Source organism: Lysobacter sp. P5_B12 (genome assembly GCF_056400425.1).
On record NZ_JBFULG010000002.1, the window covers coordinates 249400 to 273230 of the forward strand.

The 23831-nt window shown below is 67.8% G+C and carries 28 protein-coding genes and 1 pseudogene; 19 read left to right on the forward strand and 10 right to left on the reverse strand.

Annotated elements, in window-relative coordinates; all coding sequences use genetic code 11:
* Window positions 1-2: 2 nt before the first annotated feature.
* The 12 genes from lptC (at window position 3) to mgtE (ending at window position 9932) form a co-directional block, all read left to right on the forward strand.
* Window positions 3-620, forward strand: a complete 618-nt coding sequence (lptC, locus tag AC1DOM_RS04590) for an LPS export ABC transporter periplasmic protein LptC (RefSeq protein ID WP_498961271.1) — start codon at window positions 3-5, stop codon at window positions 618-620.
* A complete protein-coding gene (gene lptA, locus AC1DOM_RS04595) occupies window positions 610-1119 on the forward strand; it encodes a lipopolysaccharide transport periplasmic protein LptA (RefSeq protein WP_498960687.1) in 510 nt (169 codons plus the stop codon). The genes lptC and lptA overlap by 11 nt, the downstream gene beginning before the upstream one ends.
* Window positions 1119-1838, forward strand: a complete 720-nt coding sequence (gene lptB / locus AC1DOM_RS04600; protein WP_498960689.1) for an LPS export ABC transporter ATP-binding protein — start codon at window positions 1119-1121, stop codon at window positions 1836-1838. The genes lptA and lptB overlap by 1 nt, the downstream gene beginning before the upstream one ends.
* A 48-nt stretch (window positions 1839-1886) precedes the next feature.
* Entirely contained in the window at window positions 1887-3302 is a 1416-nt protein-coding gene (locus tag AC1DOM_RS04605; protein ID WP_498960691.1) for an RNA polymerase factor sigma-54, read from the forward strand.
* 83 nt (window positions 3303-3385) lie between these two features.
* Complete coding sequence (hpf, locus tag AC1DOM_RS04610) at window positions 3386-3703, forward strand: ribosome hibernation-promoting factor, HPF/YfiA family (RefSeq protein ID WP_498960693.1); 318 nt, start codon at window positions 3386-3388, stop codon at window positions 3701-3703.
* A 10-nt stretch (window positions 3704-3713) separates the two neighbouring features.
* On the forward strand, window positions 3714-4193 hold the full coding sequence (locus tag AC1DOM_RS04615; protein WP_498960695.1) for a PTS sugar transporter subunit IIA: 480 nt from the start codon (window positions 3714-3716) through the stop codon (window positions 4191-4193).
* Entirely contained in the window at window positions 4190-5137 is a 948-nt protein-coding gene (gene hprK, locus AC1DOM_RS04620; protein WP_498960697.1) for an HPr(Ser) kinase/phosphatase, read from the forward strand. The genes AC1DOM_RS04615 and hprK overlap by 4 nt, the downstream gene beginning before the upstream one ends.
* 58 nt (window positions 5138-5195) lie before the next feature.
* The gene (rapZ, locus tag AC1DOM_RS04625) at window positions 5196-6041 is read left to right on the forward strand and encodes an RNase adapter RapZ (protein ID WP_498961273.1); all 846 of its coding nucleotides are present in this window, start codon (window positions 5196-5198) and stop codon (window positions 6039-6041) included.
* A gap of 19 nt (window positions 6042-6060) precedes the next feature.
* The gene (locus AC1DOM_RS04630; RefSeq protein ID WP_498960699.1) at window positions 6061-6453 is read left to right on the forward strand and encodes a PTS sugar transporter subunit IIA; all 393 of its coding nucleotides are present in this window, start codon (window positions 6061-6063) and stop codon (window positions 6451-6453) included.
* Window positions 6454-6474: 21 nt separating this feature from the next.
* The gene (locus AC1DOM_RS04635; protein WP_498960701.1) at window positions 6475-6744 is read left to right on the forward strand and encodes an HPr family phosphocarrier protein; all 270 of its coding nucleotides are present in this window, start codon (window positions 6475-6477) and stop codon (window positions 6742-6744) included.
* Window positions 6744-8483 carry a phosphoenolpyruvate--protein phosphotransferase gene (gene ptsP, locus AC1DOM_RS04640; protein WP_498960703.1) on the forward strand — a complete coding sequence of 580 codons (1740 nt, stop codon included), beginning with the start codon at window positions 6744-6746 and terminating at the stop codon, window positions 8481-8483. The genes AC1DOM_RS04635 and ptsP overlap by 1 nt, the downstream gene beginning before the upstream one ends.
* Window positions 8484-8570: 87 nt before the next feature.
* Window positions 8571-9932, forward strand: a complete 1362-nt coding sequence (gene mgtE / locus AC1DOM_RS04645) for a magnesium transporter (protein WP_498960705.1) — start codon at window positions 8571-8573, stop codon at window positions 9930-9932.
* Between the two features lie 26 nt (window positions 9933-9958).
* Here the strand turns inward: mgtE and AC1DOM_RS04650 are convergent, their stop codons facing one another.
* The 7 genes and pseudogenes from AC1DOM_RS04650 to AC1DOM_RS04680 all read right to left on the reverse strand — a co-directional run bounded on the left by AC1DOM_RS04650 (window position 9959) and on the right by AC1DOM_RS04680 (window position 15021).
* On the reverse strand, window positions 9959-10906 hold the full coding sequence (locus AC1DOM_RS04650; protein ID WP_498960707.1) for an aspartate carbamoyltransferase catalytic subunit: 948 nt from the start codon (window positions 10904-10906) through the stop codon (window positions 9959-9961).
* Window positions 10907-10983: 77 nt separating this feature from the next.
* Window positions 10984-11418: pseudogene (gene ruvX, locus AC1DOM_RS04655) on the reverse strand (Holliday junction resolvase RuvX); the annotation flags it as partial.
* A complete protein-coding gene (locus AC1DOM_RS04660) occupies window positions 11418-11984 on the reverse strand; it encodes a YqgE/AlgH family protein (RefSeq protein WP_498960709.1) in 567 nt (188 codons plus the stop codon). The pseudogene ruvX and the gene AC1DOM_RS04660, both read right to left, overlap by 1 nt.
* Before the next feature lie 24 nt (window positions 11985-12008).
* Window positions 12009-12383: a helix-turn-helix domain-containing protein gene (locus tag AC1DOM_RS04665; RefSeq protein WP_498960711.1), complete on the reverse strand. Its 375-nt coding sequence runs from the start codon at window positions 12381-12383 to the stop codon at window positions 12009-12011.
* Window positions 12384-12385: 2 nt separating this feature from the next.
* On the reverse strand, window positions 12386-12724 hold the full coding sequence (locus tag AC1DOM_RS04670; RefSeq protein ID WP_498960713.1) for a hypothetical protein: 339 nt from the start codon (window positions 12722-12724) through the stop codon (window positions 12386-12388).
* Between the two features lie 112 nt (window positions 12725-12836).
* The gene (locus tag AC1DOM_RS04675; protein ID WP_036171929.1) at window positions 12837-13967 is read right to left on the reverse strand and encodes a PilT/PilU family type 4a pilus ATPase; all 1131 of its coding nucleotides are present in this window, start codon (window positions 13965-13967) and stop codon (window positions 12837-12839) included.
* A 16-nt stretch (window positions 13968-13983) separates the two neighbouring features.
* On the reverse strand, window positions 13984-15021 hold the full coding sequence (locus AC1DOM_RS04680) for a type IV pilus twitching motility protein PilT (RefSeq protein ID WP_498960716.1): 1038 nt from the start codon (window positions 15019-15021) through the stop codon (window positions 13984-13986).
* Between the two features lie 136 nt (window positions 15022-15157).
* Between AC1DOM_RS04680 and AC1DOM_RS04685 the strand changes: the two genes are divergently transcribed.
* From AC1DOM_RS04685 to AC1DOM_RS04695, 3 genes are read left to right on the forward strand one after another with little or no spacing between them, the layout of a single operon-like run.
* A complete protein-coding gene (locus AC1DOM_RS04685; RefSeq protein ID WP_498960718.1) occupies window positions 15158-15841 on the forward strand; it encodes a YggS family pyridoxal phosphate-dependent enzyme in 684 nt (227 codons plus the stop codon).
* 9 nt (window positions 15842-15850) lie between these two features.
* A complete protein-coding gene (gene proC, locus AC1DOM_RS04690; RefSeq protein ID WP_498960720.1) occupies window positions 15851-16669 on the forward strand; it encodes a pyrroline-5-carboxylate reductase in 819 nt (272 codons plus the stop codon).
* A complete protein-coding gene (locus tag AC1DOM_RS04695; RefSeq protein ID WP_498960722.1) occupies window positions 16656-17126 on the forward strand; it encodes a DUF4426 domain-containing protein in 471 nt (156 codons plus the stop codon). The genes proC and AC1DOM_RS04695 overlap by 14 nt, the downstream gene beginning before the upstream one ends.
* Here the strand turns inward: AC1DOM_RS04695 and AC1DOM_RS04700 are convergent.
* Complete coding sequence (locus AC1DOM_RS04700) at window positions 17104-17904, reverse strand: cobalamin-binding protein (RefSeq protein WP_498960724.1); 801 nt, start codon at window positions 17902-17904, stop codon at window positions 17104-17106. The genes AC1DOM_RS04695 and AC1DOM_RS04700 overlap by 23 nt on opposite strands.
* Window positions 17904-18503, reverse strand: coding sequence for a pyridoxamine 5'-phosphate oxidase (gene pdxH / locus AC1DOM_RS04705; RefSeq protein WP_498960726.1), 600 nt, complete (start codon window positions 18501-18503; stop codon window positions 17904-17906). The genes AC1DOM_RS04700 and pdxH overlap by 1 nt, the downstream gene beginning before the upstream one ends.
* A gap of 31 nt (window positions 18504-18534) precedes the next feature.
* On the opposite strand from pdxH, the gene AC1DOM_RS04710 reads away from it, so the two are divergent.
* The 3 genes from AC1DOM_RS04710 to dusB all read left to right on the forward strand — a co-directional run bounded on the left by AC1DOM_RS04710 (window position 18535) and on the right by dusB (window position 21247).
* Window positions 18535-19077: a shikimate kinase gene (locus AC1DOM_RS04710; protein ID WP_498961275.1), complete on the forward strand. Its 543-nt coding sequence runs from the start codon at window positions 18535-18537 to the stop codon at window positions 19075-19077.
* The gene (gene aroB / locus AC1DOM_RS04715; RefSeq protein WP_498960728.1) at window positions 19074-20156 is read left to right on the forward strand and encodes a 3-dehydroquinate synthase; all 1083 of its coding nucleotides are present in this window, start codon (window positions 19074-19076) and stop codon (window positions 20154-20156) included. The genes AC1DOM_RS04710 and aroB overlap by 4 nt, the downstream gene beginning before the upstream one ends.
* A 92-nt stretch (window positions 20157-20248) precedes the next feature.
* A complete protein-coding gene (dusB, locus tag AC1DOM_RS04720; RefSeq protein ID WP_498960730.1) occupies window positions 20249-21247 on the forward strand; it encodes a tRNA dihydrouridine synthase DusB in 999 nt (332 codons plus the stop codon).
* 188 nt (window positions 21248-21435) lie between these two features.
* On the opposite strand, the gene AC1DOM_RS04725 is transcribed toward dusB, so the two are convergent.
* On the reverse strand, window positions 21436-22440 hold the full coding sequence (locus tag AC1DOM_RS04725; RefSeq protein ID WP_498960732.1) for a metal-dependent hydrolase: 1005 nt from the start codon (window positions 22438-22440) through the stop codon (window positions 21436-21438).
* A 153-nt stretch (window positions 22441-22593) separates the two neighbouring features.
* Here AC1DOM_RS04725 and metK point away from each other — a divergent pair, with 153 nt between their 5' ends.
* Complete coding sequence (metK, locus tag AC1DOM_RS04730; RefSeq protein ID WP_498960734.1) at window positions 22594-23820, forward strand: methionine adenosyltransferase; 1227 nt, start codon at window positions 22594-22596, stop codon at window positions 23818-23820.
* The last annotated feature ends 11 nt before the right edge of the window (window positions 23821-23831 follow it).

Genomic DNA, 23831 nt, shown 5'->3' on the forward strand with positions numbered 1-23831 from the left:
CGATGGAGCGACCGGACTTCGGACGTTTGATCAGCAAGCGGGGGCTGCTGTTGCTCGTCCTGTTCGTCGTTGCGTTGGGCATGGGGTTGTCGGTCTGGAAGCACCGTCCGAAGAACCGCGTCGGCAACGCCGACAACGGTCGCTCGGATTACGTCCTGACCAATTTCGAGGCCATCGTGCTCGACAAGCAGGGCCGGGAGTCCTTCACGCTGCAGGCGCCGAAGCTGGCGCGCAGCCCGGGCGACCAGACGATGACCATCCAGACGCCGGTGTTCTACATCCCCGTCTCGCCCGGCGCCGGGCAGGCCCCGACGCGTGAAGCGGGTTGGGAAGTGCGCTCGAAAACCGGCTGGGTGAGCGCGAACGGCGACGAACTGCGGCTGCTCGGCGACGTCGATGCGAAGACCGCCAGCGGCGCCGACCGCCACGTGACGATCGCCACCGAGCGGCTGAACGTCTTCCCGCAGGCCAACCGGGCCACCTCTCCGGGGACGGTCACGGTGGTCCAGCCGGGCTCTATACTTCGCGGTCAAGGCATGGATGCGCGGCTGGATTCCAAGCGCGTCCGCTTCTCGTCGAACGTAAAGGCCCGCTATGTCCCGTCGTCCGTTGCGCCCTGATCTGCTCCGCTGGTTTGCGCTGTCGCTCCTGGGCGTGGCCGCCGTCGCGGGTGCGCGCACGTCGGACCGCAGCCAGCCGATGAACGTCGAGGCCGGCGGCAGCGATTGTTCGCTCAGCGACACCGGCCAGTGCGTGCTCACCGGCAACGTGCACATCACCCAGGGCTCGATGGTGATCCTCGCCGGCCGCGCGGTGATCCATCGCGCCAACGGCGACATCCGCCGCGTGCAGTTCACCGGCAGCCCGGTGCAGATGACGCAGGAACTCGACGACGGTTCGACGATCAAGGCGCGTGCGCAGAACGTCGACTACGACATGGCCACCGACACGGTCGTCTTCACGGGCGATGCGCTGATCGACCAGCCCGGTCGCGGCAACATCGCCGGTGGGCGCATTGCGTACAACATGCACTCCGGCCAGGTGCAGGGCACCGGTGAAGGCAACGGGCGCGTGAAGATGCAGTTCGTGCCGAAGGCCCAGCAACAGGGCAGTCGCTGATGCTGGTCGCGCAAGGGTTGCGCAAGTCGTATCGCACGCGCGCCGTCGTCCGCGACTTCGGGCTGACGCTCGATGCCGGCGAAGTCGTCGGCCTGCTTGGCCCGAACGGCGCGGGCAAGACCACCTGTTTCTACATGATCGTCGGCCTGGTGCCGGCCGACGCCGGGCAGATCGTGCTCGATGGGCGCGATATCACCGGCGATCCGATGTACACCCGCGCGCGCCTGGGCGTGGGCTACCTGCCGCAGGAACCCTCGGTGTTCCGCAAGCTGTCGGTCGCCGACAACATCCGCCTGGTGCTCGAGCTGCGCGAAGACCTCGACGACAACGCGCGCGAGCGCGAGCTCGAGTCGCTCATGGACGAACTCCAGGTCGGCCATGTCGCCGGCCAGATGGGCGCCAGCCTGTCCGGCGGCGAGCGGCGCCGGGTCGAAATCGCCCGCGCACTGGCCGCCAAGCCGCGCCTGATGTTGCTCGACGAACCCTTCGCCGGCGTCGACCCGATCTCCGTGGGCGAGATCCAGCGCATCGTTCGCCACCTGAAATCGCGCGGGATCGGGGTGCTCATCACGGATCACAACGTGCGCGAGACCTTGGGCATCTGCGACCGCGCGTATATTCTCAACGAAGGCAGCGTGCTCGCGCAGGGGGCGCCGGACGCGCTGCTGGCGAACCCCGACGTCCGCCGCGTGTACCTGGGCGAAGCTTTCCGCCTGTAGGTCCGTCGCGTCCGGCCGTCGGTTCCCACCGACACCGTTGGACTCGACATGAAGCCCCGCCTCCAGACATCGCTGGGACAACATTTGGTCATGACGCCGCAGTTGCGTCAGGCCATTCGTTTGTTACAGCTGTCGACCGCGGAACTGGAGATCGAGATCGCCAGTGCGGTGGAGAGCAACCCGCTGCTGGACTGGGAAGAGCCCGCGCAGCTCGACCCCCTTCCGGGCGATGGACACACCAACGGCAACGGCGCCGACCACGAGCACGACGACGCACCGCCCTCCGATGCCTCGGCCTGGGACGGCGACGAAACCTGGTACGAACGCATCGGCCCGGCCGACAGCGAAGAACCGATCGCCGAACAGGTGGCCGAAGACGAGACGCTGCAGGACCACCTGTTGTGGCAACTGCACCTGAGCCACCTGTCGCTGCGCGATCGCGCGATCGGCGTGGCGATCATCGAAGCGATCGACGACGACGGTTACCTGCGCGAAACGCTCGAGGCGATCGCCGAGAGCCTGCAGCCGGAAGTCACCGCGCAGCCCAACGAGATCCTGACCGTGTTGCACCAGGTGCAGCGCTTCGATCCGCCGGGCGTGGGCGCGCGTTCGCTCAACGAATGCCTGCTCATCCAGCTGGCCATGCTGCCGGAGGAAACACCGGGCCGCGAGCTGGCGAAGAAGATGGCCGACGGCCCGCTGGAACGCCTGCCGCGCATCGGCGTGGCAGGCCTGGCGAACGAACTGCATCGCCCGCACGCGGACATCGAACTGGCGGTGCACCTGCTGCGCTCGCTCGAACCGCGCCCCGGTGCGCAGTTGGGCGGCTTGTCCGCCGATACCTATGTCACGCCCGATTGCGTGGTGTGGCGCCAGCAGGGCCAGTGGCGCGTCGCGCTCGCGGCCGGTGCGCGGCCGCGCATCTCGATCCATCGCGGTTACGAACGCATGATCCGCTCGGCGAGCGAGAACGACGCGGTGTACCTGCGCGGTCGCCTGCAGGAAGCGCGCTGGTTGCTCAAGTCGCTCGAAGCGCGCGGCGATACCTTGCTCAAGGTGATGCGCTGCCTGTTGCGGCAGCAGTCGGCGTTCCTGGAATTCGGCGACCAGGCGCTGCGTCCGCTCACGCTGCGCGAAGTCGCCGGCGAAGTGGGCCTGCACGAATCCACGATTTCGCGCGCGATCGCACGCAAGTTCGTGCGCACCCCGCGCGGCACCATCCCGCTGCGCGCGTTTTTCGCCTCGGGCATCGACACCGGGTCGGGCGGTGAGGCGTCCAGCACCGCCATCCAGGCGATGATCCGCCGCCTGGTCGAGGCCGAGGACCCGCGCAAGCCGCTGTCCGACGCCCGCCTGGCCGAGTCCCTGAAGGCCTCCGGCGTGCCCGTCGCGCGGCGAACGGTGGCCAAATACCGGGAAGCCATGAGCATCCCCTCGTCGCAGGACCGCCTGCGAATCGGTTGAATCCGGGGCCCCACGGCCGCCTACTTCCCCTCACGGCCGCCGGGCGTATCCTGTCTTTCCGAAGTGAGCAAAGGAGGTCCGCGATGCGCATCGACACCTACGGCCAGCAGCTCGAAGTCACGCCTGCCCTGCGCGAGTACGTCGAATCCAAGCTTTCCCGACTCTCCCGACACTTCGACCAACCCATCGACGTCCGCACCCAACTCCGCCTCGAGCGCACGGATCATTGCGCCGAAGCCAACGTGAATATCGCCGGTCGCACCCTCCACGCCGATGCCTCCGCCCAGAACATGTACGCCGCGATCGACCTGCTCGCCGACAAGCTCGATCGCCTGTTGATGAAGCACAAGGAAAAGATCATCGACTCCCATCGCGGCGGGGATGCCGCGGCCAGCGGCTGATCCGCAGACGATGCCGTTCCAGTCGATGCTCGCCGCCGAACGCGTCGTCCTGCTCTCAGAAGCCGGGGACCGCGACGGCGTGCTCGACGCCGCAGCCGGCCTGCTCTCCGACGCCTCGCCCGCCGGCACGCAGGCGATCGCCGAAAGCCTGCGCAAGCGCGAACGCCTGGGCAGCACGGCGATCGGGCACGGCATCGCCATTCCGCACGGACGCACCAACGCCTTCGACCATGCACGCGCCGCGTTCCTGCGCCTGCGCACGCCGATCGATTTCGACGCGAGCGACGGCGAACCGGTCGACCTGGTGTTCGCGATGGCCGTGCCGGAACATTTCACGCAGGAACACCTGCAACTGCTCGCGCAGATCGCCGAGCAGTTCGCCGACGCGCGCTTCCGCGACGCCCTGCGCGCCGCGCCCGATGCGTCGGCCCTGCGCAAGGTGCTCCTGGACCCGGCCTACGCGCCCGACGAAGCGGTACGCACTCCATGACGCAACGCATCGCGGCGCAGGAATTGTTCGACCTGCACCAGCAACGCCTGGGTTTGCGATGGGTGGCCGGCCAGTCGGGCGCAACGCGCGTGCTCGAATCGGTGGAGACCGTCGCGCGGCGTCCGTCGCTGGCCGGTTACCTCAACATCATCTATCCCAACAAGGTGCAGATCCTCGGGACCGAGGAGCTGCAGTGGCTCGACGGCCTGGATTCGCGCGCGCGCTGGGAAGTGATCGAACACATCATGCAGGCGCGCCCGCTCGCGCTGGTCATCAGCAAGGAACAACGCGTTCCGGAAGATTTGATCCAGGCGGCGGAGGAATCGCACACGCCGTTGTGGCTCTCGCCGCGGCGCGGCCACGAGTTGCTCAACCACATGCAGTACCACCTGGCGCGCACGCTCGCGCCGCGCGTGACGCTGCACGGTGTGTTCATGGAGATCTATTCGATCGGCGTGCTGATCACCGGCGAATCGGGATCGGGCAAGAGCGAACTCGCACTCGAGCTGGTGACGCGCGGCCATCGCCTCGTCGCCGACGATGCGCCGGAGTTCACGCAGATCGCGCCTGACGTGCTCGACGGCACGTGCCCGGAGTTGTTGCAGGACCTGCTGGAAGTGCGCGGCCTGGGCGTGCTCAACGTGCGCCAGATGTTCGGCGACACCGCGGTGAAGAAGAACAAATACCTGCGCCTGATCGTGCACCTGACCAAGCCGCACCTGGAACCGCAGGCCGCCGGCATGGAGCGCATCATCGGGGACCTGAGCGTGCGTCGCCTGCTCGACCTCGACGTTCCGCAGATCACCCTGCCCGTCATGCCCGGCCGCAACCTGGCCGTGCTGACCGAAGCCGCCGCGCGCGTGCATATCCTGCGCGCGAAGGGCGTCGACCCCGCCGCGGCCTTCATGGCGCGCCATTCCCATTTCCTCGAACGGTCCAGCTGACGACGTGAGCACGCCGCCTCCCGCACCTCCGGTGCCGACCCCCGATGTCCCGAAGTTGATGATCGTCAGCGGCCTGTCCGGTTCGGGCAAGTCGGTGGCGCTCAACACGCTGGAAGATCTCGGGTTCTATTGCGTCGACAACCTGCCGGCCGATCTGCTGCCGGAATTCGTGCGGCGCGTGACGCGCGGCGAAGTGCGTCCGGAAAAACTCGCCGTTGGCCTGGACGTGCGCAGCGGCGGCGACCTCGGCCTGATTCCCGACGTGTTGTCGGAAGTCGGCGGCCTCGGGCTGGATCCGAAGCTGCTGTTCTTCGACGCCGACGACGACGTGCTGTTGCGCCGTTACGCCGACACGCGCCGCCGCCATCCGCTCAGCCACCTGGGCCTGGCGCTCGCCGATGCGATCGCGCTGGAACGCCAGGCGCTCAAGCCGCTGCGCCAGATCGCCGACGTCGTGCTCGATACCAGCAACCTCAACGTGCACAAGCTGCGGCGCGTGGTGATCACCGAGTTCGGGCTGGGCGAGGCCTCGAGCCTGTCGCTGCTGTTCGAATCCTTCGCCTATCGCCGCGGCGTGCCGCCGGATGCGGACTTCGTGTTCGACGCGCGCTGCCTGCCCAACCCGCACTGGGATGCCCGCCTGCGCCCGCTGTCGGGCCGCGACAAGGACGTGGCCGATTACCTGGAGGCGCAGCCGGAAGTGCTGCAGTACGCCGGCGAGATCGAACACTTCCTCGATACCTGGCTGCCGCGCCTGCAATCGGACACGCGCAGCTATGTCACCGTCGCGTTCGGCTGCACGGGCGGCCGCCATCGTTCGGTGTATCTGGCCGAACGCCTCGCCCGCCACTGCCGCGATCTGGGGTGGGCCGAGGTTGCGGTGCACCATCGCGAGCTGGACTGACTTGCACTAACCTTCGGCCATGACCGTCGGCGTCCTGCTCATCACCCACGAAGGCATCGGCAGCGCCATGCTGTCGGTGGCCACGCGCCTGTTGCGCCAGCTGCCGTTGAAGACCGAAGCCTTCGAAGTCCCCTTCGACGCCGATCCCGACGCCCTGCTGCCGATGGCCAGCGCGGCCTTGCGGCGCGTCGACGGCGGCCAGGGCGTGCTGGTGCTCACCGATCTGTACGGCGCCACCCCGAGCAACCTCGCCGCGAAGCTCGCGCGCATCGGGACGCCGGTCAAGCGCGTCTCGGCCCTGAGCCTGCCGATGCTGCTGCGCGTGATGAATTACGCAGAAATGGATCTCGAGGAGATTCCGAACGTCGCCGGCGCGGGCGCGCGCAACGGCGTGATCCATGATGACGCCTGACCCCGAGCGACAAGGACGAGCATGATCGAGCGCGAGCTCATGGTGGCCAACAAGCTGGGCCTGCACGCACGGGCCACGGCCAAACTCGTGCAATTGCTTTCCGGCTATCGCTGCGGCGCGACCATCGCGGCGAAGGGCCGCGAGGTCAACGCCAAGAGCATCATGGGCGTGATGCTGCTGGCCGCCGGCCAGGGCACGCCCGTCGTGCTGCGCGTGGACGGCGACGACGAAGAGCAAGCCGCCGCCGCCGTCTCGGACTTGTTCGAACGCCTCTTCGACGAGGGCGGCTGATGCGTCTGATCCTGCCCGGCCACGGCGCTTCGCGCGGCAGCGCGCTCGGCCGGGCACGGGTGCGACTGCCCCACGTGCTGGATGTTCGCGAAGAGCACATCGAAGCCGACAAGGTCGAGGCCGAACTCGACCGCCTGCACGGCGCGATCGACGTCGTGCGTGGCGAGATGCGCGTGCTGCGCCAGCGCCTGCATGGCGCGCTCGCGCAGGAAGTCGGCGAGTTCCTCGACCTGCATGCCTTGCTGCTCGACGATCCCGAGCTTCTGCAGGGCCTGGACGACCTGATCCGCACCGGCCGCTACAGCGCCGACTACGCGCTGCGCCTGCAGCGCGACCGCATCGCGAATGTCTTCACGACGATGGACGATGCGTACCTGCGCAGCCGCATCGACGACATCGACCAGGTGATCGGGCGCATCCACGTCGCCTTGCATCGTCGCGAAATTCCGGTCGAGGGCCTGGCCGGCGACATCCTGGTCACCGACAACATCGCACCGGCCGAACTCGCGCAACTGCAGCAGCAGGGCGTGATGGCGGTGGTGACCGCGGGCGGCAGCGCGCTGTCGCACAGCGCGATCCTCGCGCGCAGCCTGCATCTGCCGCTCGTGGTCGGCGCCGCGCAGGCGCTGCTGCGGGTGAACGACGGCGACGTGCTCGCGGTGGACGGCACCAGCGGCTTGGTCGTGCTCGAACCGAATGCCGACGACTTGCGCGGCCATCGTTCGCGCATGCGCGACCAGGTGCGCGAACGCCGCCAGCTCAACCGACTGCGCCGCGAACCCACGCGCACGATCGACGGCGTGGACATCAAGCTGTGGGCGAATGCCGAATCGCGCGCGGACGTCGCCGAAGCGCATGCGCTCGGCGCCGCGGGCGTGGGCCTGTATCGCACCGAATTTCTCTTCCTGCAGCGCATGGAGCTGCCCGACGAGGAAGAACAGTTTCGCGCCTATCGCGACGTCGTGCTCGGCATGACGGGCCGCACGGTCACCATCCGCACGCTCGACCTGGGCGCCGACAAGGCCGACCGCAGCGGCCTGGTGCTCGAAGGCGAACCCAACCCCGCTCTCGGCTTGCGCGGCGTGCGCTTGTCGCTCGCGCGCGAAGCCTTGTTCCGCACGCAGTTGCGCGCGATCGCGCGCGCGTCGGGCTACGGCCCGGTGCGCGTGCTGGTGCCGATGATCAGCAGCCGCGAGGAGATCGTCTCGGTTCGCCGGCTGCTGAAGAAGGTGTTGGCCGAAGTGCGTCGCGAAGGCCACGAGGTCGCCGACGTGATCCCGCTCGGCGCGATGATCGAAGTGCCGGCCGCGGCGATCGCCCTGCCCGGCTTCGTGGGCGTGGTGGATTTCCTTTCGGTCGGCACCAACGACCTGGTCCAGTACCTGCTCGCCGCCGACCGCAACAACGAGGCGCTCGGCGAGATCTACACGCCGCTGCATCCGGCGCTGATCCGCCTGCTGCACCAGATCATCCGCATCGCGCATCGCCGCGGGAAGCCGGTGGCCGTGTGCGGCGAGATGGCGGGCGACGCGACGTTCGCGCCCCTGCTGCTGGCGCTGGGCCTCGGGGAATTCAGCCTGCACCCCAATACGCTGCTCGAATTGCGCCGTGCGATCCGCAACAGCGACCTGGGCAAGTTGCGGGCGAACGCGCCTGCGTTGCTGCGCGCGCGGGACCGCAAGGGCATCGAAGACTGGCTCGAGGACAACGGATTCGCGAAATCCGTGCACCAGGGGTAGGCGCCTTCATCCCGCGCAGGCCATAATTCGCGCCATGAACGCCTGACCCTGTCGCGCCCTCGTGTGCGACGCGCCAACGGACCCCGAATGGCCGAAGCGATCCGCCACGAGAAGACCGCACGACAGCTGCGTCTGTTATCGGACGCGCTCGACAGCGGCCGCCTCGGCCCCGTGCGCCGCCTGGTCAACACGCTGTCCCCGGCCGAGATCGGCAACCTGCTCGAATCGCTCCCACCCGCCAAGCGCACGGTGGTGTGGGGCCTGGTCGATCCCGAAGACGACGGCGAGGTGCTGGTCCACGTCGGCGACGACGTGCGCGAAAGCCTGCTGGCCGAGATGGACCCCGACGAAATCGTCGCGGCCGTCGAGGACCTGGACATCGACGACCTCGCCGACCTGGTCGAAGACCTGCCGGACACCGTCATCGACGAAGTCCTCAAGTCGATGGACCGCGAGAACCGCGAGCGCCTGGAACAGGTGCTGTCCTACGACGAGGACACCGCCGGGCGCCTGATGAACCCCGACGTGGTGACGGTCCGCACCGACACCACGGTCGACGTCGTCCTGCGTTACCTGCGCCTGCGCGGCGAACTGCCGGACCACACCGACCACCTGTACGTCGTGAGCCGGCGCCACCAGTACCTCGGGCGCATCTCGCTGCAGTCGCTGCTCACGCACGAGCCGGGAACGCCGATCAACCAGTTGATCGACGACGAACAACCCGCACTCGGCGTGGACGAGTCCTCGGACGAAGTCGCGCGGCAGTTCTCCGACCACGACTGGATCAGCGCGCCGATCGTCGACGACAACAACATCCTGCTCGGCCGCATCACCATCGACGACGTCGTCGACATCATCCGCGAACAGGCCGAACACCAGGTGCTCGGCGCGGCGGGCCTGGACGAAGACGAGGATCTGTTCTCGCCCGTGCCGCGCGCGTGGCGGCGCCGCATCGTGTGGCTGAGCGTCAACCTCGCCACCGCGTTCCTCGCTTCGAGCGTCGTCGGAGAATTCCAGTCCACGATCGACCGCATCGTCGCGCTCGCCGTGCTGATGCCCATCGTCGCGGGCATGGGCGGCAACGCCGGCACGCAGGTGCTCGCGCTGATGGTGCGCGGCCTGGCGCTCGGCCAGGTCGGCGCCTCGAACGTGCGCACCCTGCTATGGAAGGAACTGCGCGTGGCGCTGATGAACGGCGTGATGCTCGGCGGCATCGTGGGTCTCGCGACCTGGGCCTGGTTCCGCGACCCGATGCTCGCCGGCGTGATCGGCGCGGCGATGACGATCAACCTGCTCGCGGCCGCGAGCGCGGGCGTGCTCGTGCCGCTCACGCTCAAGCGCATGAACCTCGATCCCGCGCTGGCCGGCGGCGTGATCCTTACGACGGTCACCGACGTCATGGGGTTCTTCGTCTTCCTCGGTCTTGCCAGCATCATCCTCGTTCGCTGAGCGCGAACGCGGACGCAACGCGGCGGTCAGGCGCCGAGCAGCACTTCCAGCACCGCCATGCGCGCGGCGACGCCGTTCGCGACCTGGCGGAGGATGAGCGATTGCGGGCCGTCGGCGACATCGTCGTCGATTTCCACGCCACGGTTCATCGGGCCCGGATGCAGCACCACGGCGTCGGATGCCGCGCGGCGCAGGCGCGTCGCGGTGAGGCCGTAATCGCGGTGGTAGTCGTCGAGCGAACCGACCAGGCCTTCTTCCATGCGCTCGCGTTGCAGGCGCAGCATCATGATCGCGTCCACGCCTTCGAGGGCCGCATCGAAGTCCTGCGTGACGACGCAACCGTCGAGCGTCGAGTCCGTCGGCAATAGCGACTGCGGGCCGCACACGCGGATCTCGCCCGCACCCAGCGTGCGCAAGGCGTGCAGATCGGTGCGCGCCACACGCGAATGTTTGACGTCGCCGACGATGGCGACCTTCAATCGCGAGAAGTCCGAGCCCTTCGCCTGGCGCAGCGTGAGCATGTCGAGCAGGCCCTGCGTGGGATGCGCGATGCGGCCGTCGCCGGCGTTGATCAGCGCGGTGCCGGGGCGCGCCTCGCCCGCGAGCGTGGCGACGGCGCCGTCTTCCTTGTGGCGCACGACGAAGCCGTGCACGCCCATCGCTTCGAGCGTGCGCATCGTGTCGCGCGCGGTTTCGCCCTTGCTCGTCGACGAGGTGGACGCATCGAAGGTCAGCACGTCGGCACCGAGGCGTTGCGCGGCGATCTGGAAACTCGAACGCGTGCGCGTGGAAGGCTCGAAGAACAGCGTGCACACCGTGCGACCGACCAGTGTGCTGCGCAGCGAGATGTCGCCGCGGCGGTCTTCGAAGTTCTGCGCGAGGTCGAGCAGGCGCACGAGCACCGTGCGCGGCAGGCCTTCGAGCGTGAGGAAATGGCGCAGGCGTCCCTGCGCATCCACCTGGGCGACGGTCACTCGGCGGCTCCGCTCTGGGTTGTGATGGGTCGGGTGCTGCCATTGGGCAGCATTTCGATGCTGTCGTCCACGCCGATCGCGTCCTGCGGCGCGGCGAGCCAGCGTTCGATGATCACCGCGGCGGCCACTGCGTCCAGCGCGGCGGCGTCGCGGCGCTTCTTGCGGCCTTCGGCGCGATCGGCGGCGAAGCGTTGCGCGGCTTCGATCGAACTGGCGCGCTCATCGACGAGCACCACCGGCAAGCGATAGCGCGCGTGCAATTCGCGCGCGAAGGCGTGGGCCATGCGACGGATCGGTTGGTCGCCGCCCTCGAGCGTCATCGGATCGCCGACGACCAGGCCATCGGGGCGCCATTCGGCACGCAGGCGATCGATCGCGGTCCAGTCGGGGCCGTGCGCATGCACGTCGATCACCGCGAGCGCGCGTGCGCCACTGCCGAACGCGCTGCCGACCGCGACGCCGATCCGCCGGGCGCCGACATCGAAACCGAGCACGGTGCCGTCCAGGCGCATCAGGCGTGCCCGCTGTGGTCGGCCATCTGCGTGAGATCCACGCCGATGCTGCCGGCCGCGGCTTGCCAGCGCGCGTCCAGCGGCGTGGTGAACAGCAGGCTCGGGTCCATCGGCACGGTCAGCCAACTGTCTTCGATGAGTTCCTGTTCGAGTTGCCCCGCGCCCCAACCCGCGCAGCCGAGCGCGACGATGGCGTTCGAAGGCCCCGCGCCGCCAGCCATCGCTTCGAGGATGTCGCGCGAAGTGGTGACGTAGAGCGCATCGCCGATCTGCATCGTCGAATCCCAGCCATCGCCCCCGTCGTGCAGCACGAAGCCGCGCTCGGGATGCACCGGGCCGCCGGACAGCACGATCTGCCCGCGAAGGTCGTCGTTGCCGCTGTCGATGCCCATCTGCTGGAAGACATCGCCCAGCGTGTATTCGGACGGACGATTGACCACAACGCCCATCGCGCCCTCGGCATCGTGCTGGCACACCAGCGCCACGCTCCGCGCGAAATGCGGATCGGTGAGCGCCGGGAGCGCGATCAGCAACCGATTGGCGAGTGGCGTCGGGTTGGACTCCATGGGCGGGATTCTACCCCCGGTTGCCTAAAGCGTCGCGAGGCGTTGCACGGTGTCGGGGTAACGCTGGACAAGCCGGATGAGTACCGCAGCCTGGGCGTTGGGGCGCGCGCGCCCCTGCTCCCAGTTTTCGAGGGTGCGGGGATTGGTGCGCAGGAAGTCGGCGAAGACGGGGCGCGACAAGTCCAGGCCCTCGCGGAGCTTGATCAATTCGGCGGGCTTGACGTCGGGGATGGTCCGCGAAGAGACCACGTGCGTGCGCAAGGTGCGCTTGCCCTCGCGGGCTTCCCGCAATGCGTCGAAGCCTGCGACCAGTTCCGCAAACAGGTCGCGCTTCTTGCGCGGCGCGGCCCGCTTGGCCACACGCGCGGGAGCGGTTTTTTTCGTGCGCTTGGTCGCCATGGTCAATGCCTTGAGTTGCGTTCGGAGATCAGGAGCTTCTTCAGGAAGGTGCGCTGCAGCGGCGTGAGATCACGAACTTCGTTCTTGTCGTAGATCGCGAACAACCACAACTGCGCACCTGCAGGCCACCAGTAATAGATGATTCGCAAGCCACCGCGCTTGCCCTTGCCGCGTCGCTTGTCCAGGAAGCGAACCTTCCGCAGGCCACCGGCGCCCGGAATCAGATCTCCCGCCTCCGGGTCGGCGAGCAGCAACTGTTGCAACGCCTGGAAGGCGCCGTCATCCAGATAGTCGGCGAGCGCGCCCTGGAAGGGCGGGAGTTCTACGAAGGTGGCATCCATGATACGACTGTACGCAAGCTGCGTACAGTGGAATTGCCGACAAGTCGCCCAAAAAGCAGAAGGGAGCGGTTTCCCGCTCCCTTCGTGAATCGCCTTACGCGTTGGACTGGCGTTATCTCGCCTCTGCAACCTCGACGCCATCCAGCCCCTGCGCCAGGGTGCGCGCATCGCCGCCCTGCGCCAGCTTGATGCGCAGGCGCACTTCGTTCGCCGAGTCGGCGTAACGCAGGGCGTCCTCGTAGGAGATCTCGCCGGCCTGGTACAGCTCGAACAGGCTCTGGTCGAAGGTCTTCATGCCGAGGTTGGTGGATTCCTTCATCACTTCCTTCAGCTTGTGGATCTCGCCGTCGCGGATGTAGTCCTGCACCAGCGGCGTGCCCAGCATGATTTCCATCGCCACGCGACGGGCCTTGCCGTCGGGCGTGGGGATGAGCTGCTGCGCGACCACGCCCTTGAGGTTGAGCGAGAGGTCCATCAGCAACTGGCCGCGGCGGTCTTCCGGGAAGAAGTTGATGATGCGGTCCATCGCCTGGTTGGCGTTGTTGGCGTGCAGCGTGCACAGCACCAGGTGGCCGGTTTCGGCGAAGGCGATGGCGTGGTCCATGCCTTCGCGCGTGCGCACCTCGCCGATCATGATCACGTCCGGCGCCTGGCGCAGCGTGTTCTTCAGCGCGGCTTCCCAGCTGTCGGTGTCGATGCCCACTTCGCGCTGCGTAATGATGCAGCCCTCGTGCTTGTGCACGAATTCGATCGGGTCCTCGATGGTGATGATATGCCCGGTCGAGTTGCCGTTGCGGTAGCCGATCATCGCGGCCAGCGACGTCGACTTACCGGTACCGGTGGCGCCGACGAAGATGATGATGCCGCGCTTGGTCATCGCCAGCGTCTTGATGATCGGCGGGAGGTTGAGTTCCTCCACGCTCGGGATCTTCGTCTCGATCCGGCGCAGCACCATGCCGACCTGGTTGCGCTGGTAGAAGCACGACACGCGGAAGCGGCCGACGCCCGCGACGCCGATGGCGAAGTTGCACTCGTGCGTCTTTTCGAACTCTTCGCGCTGCTGCGGGTTCATCACGTTCAGCACGAGATCTCGGCTCTGCTGTGGCGTGAGCGGGTTCTGCGTGATGGGCGAGATCTTGCCGTGCACCTTCATCGACGGCGGCATGCCGGCCGTGATGAACAGGTCCGACGCCTTCTGGTGCGCCATCAGCTTGAGGAACGAGGTGAAATCGATGCTGCTCATGGTCTGCTCCGGACTGTCACTCGAACAGTCGCTTGTCCTTTGCGTATTCCTTGGCGTGCTGGCGCGTCACAAGACCGCGCTTCACGAGATCCTGGAGGTGCTGGTCGAGCGTCATCATGCCGTGCGACTGACCGGTCTGGATCGCCGAATACATCTGCGCGACCTTGTCTTCGCGGATCAGGTTACGGATGGCCGGGATGCCGACCATGATTTCCCACGCCGCCGTACGGCCACCGCCGACTTTCTTCAGCAGCGCCTGCGAAATCACGGCGCGCAGCGATTCGGACAGCATCGAGCGGACCATCGGCTTTTCGCCGGCGGGGAAGACGTCGATGATGCGGTCGATGGTCTTGGCCGCCGATGAGGTATGCAGCGTTGCGAACACCAGGTGGCCGGTTTCCGCGGCGGTGAGCGCCAGGCGGATGGTTTCGATGTCGCGCATTTCGCCGACGAGGATGTAGTCGGGGTCTTCGCGCAAGGCCGAACGCAGCGCTTCGTTGAAGCCGTGCGTATCGCGATGCACTTCGCGCTGGTTGATCAGGCACTTCTGCGAGGTGTGCACGAACTCGATCGGGTCTTCGACCGAGAGGATGTGCGCGTACTCGTTCTTGTTCACGTGGTCGAGCATCGCCGCCAGCGTGGTCGACTTGCCCGAGCCCGTGGGGCCGGTCACGAGGATCAGGCCCTGCGGCTGGTCGATCAGTTCCTTGAAGATGCGCGGCGTGTCGAGGTCTTCGAGCGTCAGCACTTCGGAGGGAACGGTACGGAACACCGCACCCGCGCCGCGGTTCTGGTTGAACGCATTGACGCGGAAGCGCGCAAGGCCCGGGATCTCGAAGGAGAAGTCGACCTCGAGGAATTCTTCGTAATCGCGCCGCTGCTTGTCCGACATGATGTCGTAGACCAGCGCGTGCACTTGCTTGTGGTCCAGCGCCGGGATGTTGATGCGGCGGACGTCGCCGTCCACGCGGATCATGGGCGGGAGGCCGGCGGACAGGTGCAGGTCCGAGGCTTTGTTCTTGACCGAAAACGCCAGAAGTTCGGCGATATCCATTACGTGCTCCCCCGCACGGCGATTGAAGTGCCAACGTTGAACGACTGGTGCAGTGGCACCCCCGCGGGCAGTATGGGCGCCGCCCTCCCCGCGGTGTCAACCGCGGATTCCGCGGCGATCACGAGGTTGCGACGAGATGCTCACCCCTGCCCTTGACGCTGTCGTTCAAAGACTTGAGAACGCGGCTCGGCAGTACGGTCGGCCAGCCCCCCGGCTGCTGGCCGTGTCCAAGCGCCAACCGGCCGCGGCCATCGCCGCCCTGGCGGCCGCCGGGCAGCGCGCGTTCGGCGAGAACTATGTGCAGGAAGCGCTGGGGAAGCAGGCCGAACTGGCCGACGCGCGCTTGGAGTGGCACCTCATCGGGCACCTCCAATCCAACAAGGCCGGCGCGGCCGCGGTCGCCTTCGACTGGGTCCAGACCGTCGATCGCGCCAAGCTCGTCCCCCTGCTGGCCGCCGCCCGCCCGGATGATCGCGGCCCGCTCAACGTGCTGATCCAGGTGAACATCGACGATGAGGCCAGCAAGCACGGCTGCCGGCCGGAGCAGGCCGATGCACTGGCCGATGCCGTCGCCGCTGCATCGCCCCGGCTCGCGCTGCGCGGCCTGATGGCGATTCCCGCACCGGTCGAAGACATGGAACGCCGGCGCGCCGCCTTCGCCCGCATGGCGACCTTGTTCGACACCCTCGCCGTGCGCCACCGGTCGATGGACACGCTGTCGATGGGCATGAGCGAAGACTTCGAACTGGCCATCGCGCAAGGCGCGACGATGGTGCGCGTGGGCACGGCGCTGTTCGGCGAACGCGCGCCACGCAGCTAAACTTGCGCAATGAACGACCCCATCGCATTCATCGGCGGCGGCAACATGGCGCGCAGCCTGATCGGCGGCCTCGTGCCCGGCAAAGTGCCCGCCTCGGCCATCCACGTGGCCGAACCGGTCGACGCGCTGCGCGACGCACTCGCGCGGGATTTCGGCGTGCACGTCGATGCCGCCAACGCCCCCATCGCGCGCGCCGCCGGCACGTGGGTCCTCGGCGTCAAACCGCAGGTGCTGCGCGAGGTCTGCGAAGCGCTTGCGCCCATCGCGCAAACCACGCGCCCGCTGATCGTCTCCATCGCCGCGGGGATCACCACCGCGCAGTTGGACCGTTGGCTCGGCGGCGATCTGCCCATCGTGCGCACGATGCCGAACACGCCGGCGTTGCTCGGCGCGGGCGTCACAGGTCTGTTCGCGAACACGCGCGTCGATGCGCGACAGCGCGAGCGCACGCAACAGTTGCTCGGCGCAGCCGGCCGCACCGTTTGGATCGACGACGAAGCGCAGATGGATGCCGTCACCGCCGTCTCGGGCAGCGGCCCGGCCTACGTGTTCCTGCTCGCCGAAGCGATGCAGGCCGCGGGCGAAGCCGAAGGTTTGTCAGCCGATGCAGCGCGCGTCCTCGCGTTCCAGACCATCCTCGGCGCCGGGCGCATGTTGATGGAAAGCGACGTCGACGCCGCGGAATTGCGCCGCCGCGTCACCTCACCGAACGGCACCACGCACGCAGCGATCGAAGCCTTCGAAGCCGGCGGTTTCCGCGCACTCGTGCAACGCGCCGTGCACGCTGCCGCCGTGCGCGGCAAGGAGTTGTCCGATGCGAACGATTGAACGCGTGGTCGTGCTCTTGCTCGCCGCTGCGCTCGCTGCGTGCGGCGGCGGTTCCACGCCGGTGCCCGCGCTAGCCGCGCCGCCGCCGGCCGAACTGCACGACGGCGACCTGCACATCCATGCGACCGCCGTGAACACCCTCGCCTTGCCCGAAAGCGTCACGAAAACCTACGGCATTCCCCGCGGCGAACAGACGTGGATGCTGCTCGTGACCACGCGACAGGGCGAAGAAGGCCGCGACGTCGCGATGCCGGCGAAGGTCGTCGCGAACGCGCGCGACCTGCAGGGCCGCAAGATCGACATCGCGATGCGCGAACTGCGCACGGGCGACGGCTTGCTCGACAACGTCGGCACGTTCTCGATCACCCCGCCCGACACGCTGCAGTTCACCGTGCAGGTCACGCCGGCCGGCGCGCCCACGCGCACCCTCACTTTCACCCGCGAAGTGGCGAAGTAGCCCAGGCGCGCACGATCCGCGCGATGGCGTCGACGCCGTCGGTCAAGGCCGCCGGCCCGGGCTGCAGGATGATCGGCGACTTCACTTCGTGCAGTTGCCCGTCGCGCACGGCGGGAATCGCGTCCCAACCCGGGCGTGCGGCGACGCGTTCGGGGCGGAAGCGCTTGCCGCACCACGAGCCGAGGATGATGTCCGGCGCGCGACGGATCACTTCGTCGCTGTCTTCCAGGATGCGTTGCTTCGCGAGCGGCTCCAGCGCACGCTCGGGAAAGATGTCGTCGCCGCCGGCGATGCGCACCAGTTCGGCGACCCAGCGGATGCCGGTGATCGGCGGCTCGTCCCATTCTTCGAAATAGACACGCGGGCGGCGTTCCAGTTTCGCGGCGTCGGCTGCGATCGCATCGAGCCGGCGTTGCAACGAATCCGCATAGGCCTCCGCGCGCGACGCCACGCCGACCATCGCACCGAGCCGGCGGATGTAATCGAGGATGCCCTCGACGCTGCGATGGTTCGAGATCCACACCTCGACGCCATGGCGGATCAGTTCGGCCGCGATGTCGGCCTGGATGTCGGAAAAGCCGATCGCGAAATCCGGCTTCAGCGCGAGGATCGCGTCGATCTTCGCGCTGGTGAACGCACTGACCTTCGGCTTGTCGCGGCGCGCGGCGGTGGGCCGCACGGTGAAACCGCTGATGCCGACGATGCGGTCCTGTTCGCCGAGCGCGTACAGCGTTTCGGTCGGTTCCTCGGTCAGGCAGACGATGCGGGACGGCGGCATCAGGGGAACAGCATGCGCGTGGACCACGTGCCGTCGTCGCCGCGTTCGTGCAGGTGGCGTTCGTGCAGGCGGAACTGCGCGCCGTACCAGAACTCCACCGCGCGCGGCACGATGCGGAACCCGCTCCAGCGTGGCGGGCGCGGTACGTCCTGCCCTTCGAAGCGGCGCTCGGCATCGGCCAGGCGCGTTTCGAAGGTTTCCTTCGACGCCAGCGTTTCGGATTGATCGGACGCCCACGCACCCAACTGGCTGCCGCGCGGACGGGAGGCGAAATAGGTGTCGGCCTCGGCGTCGTCGACGATTTCGACATCGCCTTCGATCCGCACCTGCACGCCGAGCATCACGCGCGGCCAGTGGAACAGCAGCGCGGCCTGCGAGTTGGCCTGCAACTCCCGCCCCTTGCGGCCGTCGAGGTGCGTGTAGAACACGAAGCCGCGCGCATCGTGCGCCTTCATCAGCACGGTGCGCGACGAAGGACGGCCCCGTGCATCGGCGGTCGCGACGACCATGGCGGTGGGGTCGGGTTCGCCCGCCGCCGCGGCCTGCGCGAAGAGGTGGTCGAAGGTGGACAGGACGTCTTTGGGAAGGTCGGCGCGCATGGCCGCATTCTCGCGCATTAAGATCGCCGGCATGAATCCCGCCCCGCACCTGATCCTCGTCGGCCCCATGGGCGCCGGCAAGACCTCGATCGGCCGCCGCCTCGCCGAGCGCCTCGGCCTGCCCTTCACGGACATGGACGCGGCCATCGAGGCCCGCGCGGGGACGAAAGTGACCACGATCTTCGACCTGGAGGGGGAAGCCGGCTTCCGCACGCGCGAACACGACATGCTGGTCGAAGCGCTGCATGCGCCGGCCGGTGTGATCGCGACCGGCGGTGGCGTGGTCCTGTCGGAAGACAATCGCCGGCTGCTGCGTGAAAGCGCGTTCGTCGTCCATCTCGACATCGCGGTGGACGGGCAGCTCGAGCGCTTGGCGCGCGATCGCACGCGGCCGCTGTTGCTGCGGCCGGATCGCGAAGCGGTGCTGCACAAGCTCGCGGAGGAACGCGGGGCGCTGTATGCGCAGGTCGCCGACCTGCGTTTCCCGACCGACGGCATGAGCGCCCACGAGGCGGCCCTGCAACTCGCCCGCCTGGTCGATGCGCAGTGGAAGCGCAGCGAGGCCGCGGCATGAGCGGCGTGCGCACGGTCGATGTCGGTGGCGCGCAACCGTATCGGATCGCGATCGGTGCGGGATTGCTCGGCGACGGCGCGGCGCTCGCGGCGCACGTGCGCGGCCGCCATGTCTTCGTCGTCAGCGATGCGCATGTCGCGCCCCTGTATGCGCAGCGCGTGGTCGCGGCCTTGCAGGGCGCGCGCGACGACATCCGTTGCATCGTCTCGTGCATTCCCGCGGGCGAATCGGCGAAGACACTCGAGCGTTTCGGCGAACTGGTGCGCGAACTCGCCGACTTCGGCGCGACCCGCGATGCCTGCGTGGTCGCGCTCGGGGGCGGCGTGGTCGGCGATCTGGCGGGGTTCGTCGCGGCGTGCTGGATGCGCGGCATCGATTGCGTGCAACTGCCCACCACCTTGCTTGCGATGGTCGATTCCTCGGTCGGCGGCAAGACGGCCGTCGACATGCCGCAGGGAAAGAATCTCGTCGGCGCCTTCCATCCGCCGCGCGCGGTGTTCGCCGATACCGCGACGCTGGCGACCTTGCCGGACCGCGAGTTGCGCGCCGGCTTGAGCGAGGTGGTGAAGTACGGCGCGATCCGCGATGCGGCCTTCCTGGATTGGCTCGACGCGAACGCCACCGCATTGCTGGCGCGCGACGACGACGCGCTCGCGGAAGCCATCGCCCGCAGTTGCGCGCACAAGGCGGAGATCGTCGCGCGGGATCCGTTCGAACGCGGCGAACGTGCGCTGCTCAACTTCGGGCACACCTTCGCGCATGCGATCGAGAGTGAACAGGGTTACGGCGGCTTGAACCACGGCGAGGCAGTGGCCGTCGGCATGGTGTGCGCCGCACGCTTGTCGGCGCGCCTGGGCTTGTCGACCGATGCGCAGGCCACGCACCTGGAAAGCCTGCTGACGCGCTTCGGCCTGCCGGTCGCGGTGCCCGCGGGCCTGTCGCCTGCCGCGCTGGTCGCGCGCATGCGCCTGGACAAGAAGGCCGCCGCCGGTGGCCTGCGCTTCGTTCTCTGGCGTGGCGCAGGCGCGGCGGAAATCATCTCCGACATAGACGAACAGGAAGTAACGGCAGTCCTCTGACAATCCGACGGCCTTCATCCCCCTTCCAAGGGGGATCGAACGCGCAAAGCGCGTTCGAGGGGGTTTGACCCCTGCAGAAGTAGAATGCCCCCATGCAGATCGGCCCCCACTCCATCGCCCCCAAGGTGATCCTCGCCCCCATGGCGGGCGTGACGGACAAGCCCTTCCGCGTGCTGTGCAAGCAACTGGGCGCGGGCCTGTGCGTTTCGGAGATGACGACCTCCGACCCGCGCTTCTGGAAGACCAGCAAATCCCTGCACCGCATGGACCACGACGGCGAACCGGCACCGATCAGCGTGCAGCTCGCCGGCACGGTGCCTGCCGTGATGGCAGAAGCGGCGCGTTACAACGTCGACCACGGCGCGCAGATCATCGACATCAACATGGGCTGCCCGGCGAAGAAAGTGTGCAGCGCGTGGGCCGGCTCGGCGCTGATGCGCGACGAAGGCCTGGTGGCGCGCATCCTCGAAGCGGTCGTGCAGGCCGTCGACGTGCCCGTGACCCTGAAGATCCGCACGGGATGGGCCGCCGACGCGCGCAATGCGCCGGTCATCGCACGCATCGCACAGGAAAGCGGCATCGCCGCGCTCGCGGTGCATGGCCGCACGCGCGACCAGCAATACGGTGGCGTGGCGGAGTACGACACGATCGGTGAGATCAAGGCGATGCTGTCGATCCCGGTGGTCGCCAATGGCGACATCGATTCGCCGCAGAAGGCGGCCTTCGTGCTTGCGCAGACCGGTTGCGATGCCGTGATGGTCGGGCGCGCGGCGCAGGGGCGGCCGTGGATCTTCCGCGAAATCGCGCATTACCTGGCGACGGGCGAAACGCTGGCGCCGCCTTCGCTGGTCGAAGTGCGCGACGTCCTGCTGGGCCATCTCGAAGCATTGCACGCGTTTTACGGCGAGCTTTCCGGCGTGCGCATCGCACGCAAGCACCTGGGGTGGTACGCGAAGGATCGGCCGGAGAACCACGCATTCCGGCACGTGGTGAATCGTGCGGAAAGCGCGCAGATGCAGATCGCGCTGACGCGGGATTACTTCGATGCGCTGATTGCGGGTGACTCGGTTGGGTGGATGGTGGCTGCCTGACTTTGCGCAATGTGGTGGCGTCGTGCGCGACGTCCGAAACTACGGAGTCACAGGTCTTTGCAGGGGAATGTGTTCGTCGGCGCGTCTCACGACGGGCGGCTGCACACTGACGTCGACCACGGCCCGAGCATGCGCAAGGCGCGCGTGCCGTGTCTGCACGATCCATCCCGTCGACGACACGAAGGCTCTCAGGGCGGTGCGTGCCAGATGCGCATCCACATCGCGGGCAGGCGACGCGAGGCCTCCCACGGCCAGTGCAACTGTTGCGCCGGGATCGCGCGCCACGCGCCGCCGTCACGCTCGGCGATCGCGAATCGGAAGGTGTAATCGGGCTCCGCGCCCATGCGCAGGTCGGTGAGCACCAGCTTGCCGTCGTGCACCTGCGCCTTCGCGAAATCGTGGTTGAACCACAGCAGCCGCGCGACCTGCGGCGCATCGCGCACCGCATCCAGCGCACGCCGGTCGAACGCGAAGTGCGTGAAGCGGATCGGCCCGCGGTCGGCGATGAGCGAGCGCTCGCCTTCGACGAACCCTTCCGGCGTCATCGCCACCACGCGCCACAACAACGTGTTGAACGGCATCGCCACCGAGAAGTGCGGCGCATCCCCCAGGCCGATCGCGGCGAGCGAGGCCCGCGCTTCGCGTTCGACCATCGCCTTGGCCACGAACGACCAGCCGACGTAGCCGACCGCGATCGCGAGCGATGCCACCAACGCGCGTTGCGCCTGTGGCCGTGCGCCGAACCAGGCCGCGATGCAGCAGCCCAGCGCCAGGGGCAGGGTCAGCATCGGATCGATGATGAAGAGCGTGGACCACATCGCCGGCGGCACCGGCAGCGGCCACCACAATTGCGTGCCGTAGACGGTGCAGGCGTCGATCAGGGGATGGGTGAGTAGGCAAAGCTGGAAGACCCAGAACCAGCGCGTCGGCGCCGCCGCCACGCGCCCGCCGCGCGAGCGGAACCAGAACCACAGCAGCAAGCCCACCAGCGGCAGTACGAGCAGCGAATGGGTCGCCGCGCGGTGCCAGGTCATGCGGATGACGGGGTCGTCGGTCAGGAACAGCGGCAGTACGTCCAGGTCGGGCAAGGAGTTGAGCGCGGCGCCGGCGAACAGCGCGGCGCGTCGTTGCGCCGGCGGCGCGAGGGCGGCCGCGATGGCCCCGCCGATGAACAGGTGCGTGATCGAATCCATGTGGCGATCCTAGCCTGCCGCCCTCGCCCCGCTTCGGGGGCCCGCAGCGATGTTCATTTATCTGCGGGAGGGCGCAAACTGCCCAATCCGGTCCGCGCGCCTGTACAATGCGCGCCCTCATCCTTTCATCCGCATTAAAGGATATACGCAGCGATGACCAGCTCCAGCTACCTCTTCACCTCCGAATCGGTCTCCGAAGGCCATCCGGACAAGATCGCCGACCAGATCTCCGACGCCGTCCTCGACGCGATCCTCGCGCAGGACAAGCGCGCGCGCGTGGCGTGCGAAACGATGGTGAAGACCGGCGCGGCCATCGTCGCGGGCGAAGTCACGACCGGCGCATGGGTCGACATCGAAACCCTCGCGCGCAAGGTCATCAACGACATCGGTTACAACAATTCCGACGTCGGCTTCGACGGCCACACCTGCGCGATCATCAACATGCTCGGCAAGCAGTCGGTGGACATCGCCGCGGGCGTGGATCGCAAGAAGCCCGAAGAACAGGGCGCCGGCGACCAGGGCCTGATGTTCGGCTACGCCTGCAACGAGGCGCCGGAATTCATGCCGGCCCCGATCTATTACTCGCACCGCCTGGTCGAACAGCAGGCCAAGGTGCGCAAGGCGAAGAACTCCAAGCTGCCGTGGCTGCGCCCCGATGCGAAGTCGCAGGTCACGCTGCGCTATGAAGCCAACAAGATCGTCGGCCTCGACGCCGTCGTCCTGTCCACGCAGCACGACCCGGGCATCAAGCAGAAGGACCTGGTCGAAGGTGTGTACGAGCACATCCTCAAGCCGGTGCTGCCGAAGAACTGGCTCGACAAGCTGCCGAAGAACAAGGTGCACATCAATCCGACGGGCATCTTCGTGATCGGCGGCCCGGTGGGCGACTGCGGCCTGACCGGCCGCAAGATCATCGTCGACAGCTACGGCGGCATGGCCCGCCACGGTGGCGGCGCGTTCTCGGGCAAGGATCCGTCCAAGGTCGACCGCTCGGCCGCGTACGCCGCGCGTTACGTCGCGAAGAACATCGTCGCCGCCGGCCTGGCCGACAAGTGCGAAGTGCAGGTCTCCTACGCCATCGGCGTGGCCGAACCGACGTCGATCTCGGTCACCACCTTCGGCACCGGCAAGATCTCCGACGACAAGATCGAGAAGCTGATCCGCAAGCACTTCGACCTGCGCCCGTACGGCATCGTCAAGATGCTCGACCTGATCCACCCGGTCTACCAGGCCACCGCCTCGTACGGCCACTTCGGCCGCAAGCCGACGCAGGTGGAATACGTCGACGGCGCCGGCAAGAAGCAGAAGGCCACCGCGTTCTCGTGGGAGAAGACGGACAAGGCCGACGAGCTGCGCAAGGACGGCGGGCTGAAGAAGTAAGCGATCCAAAA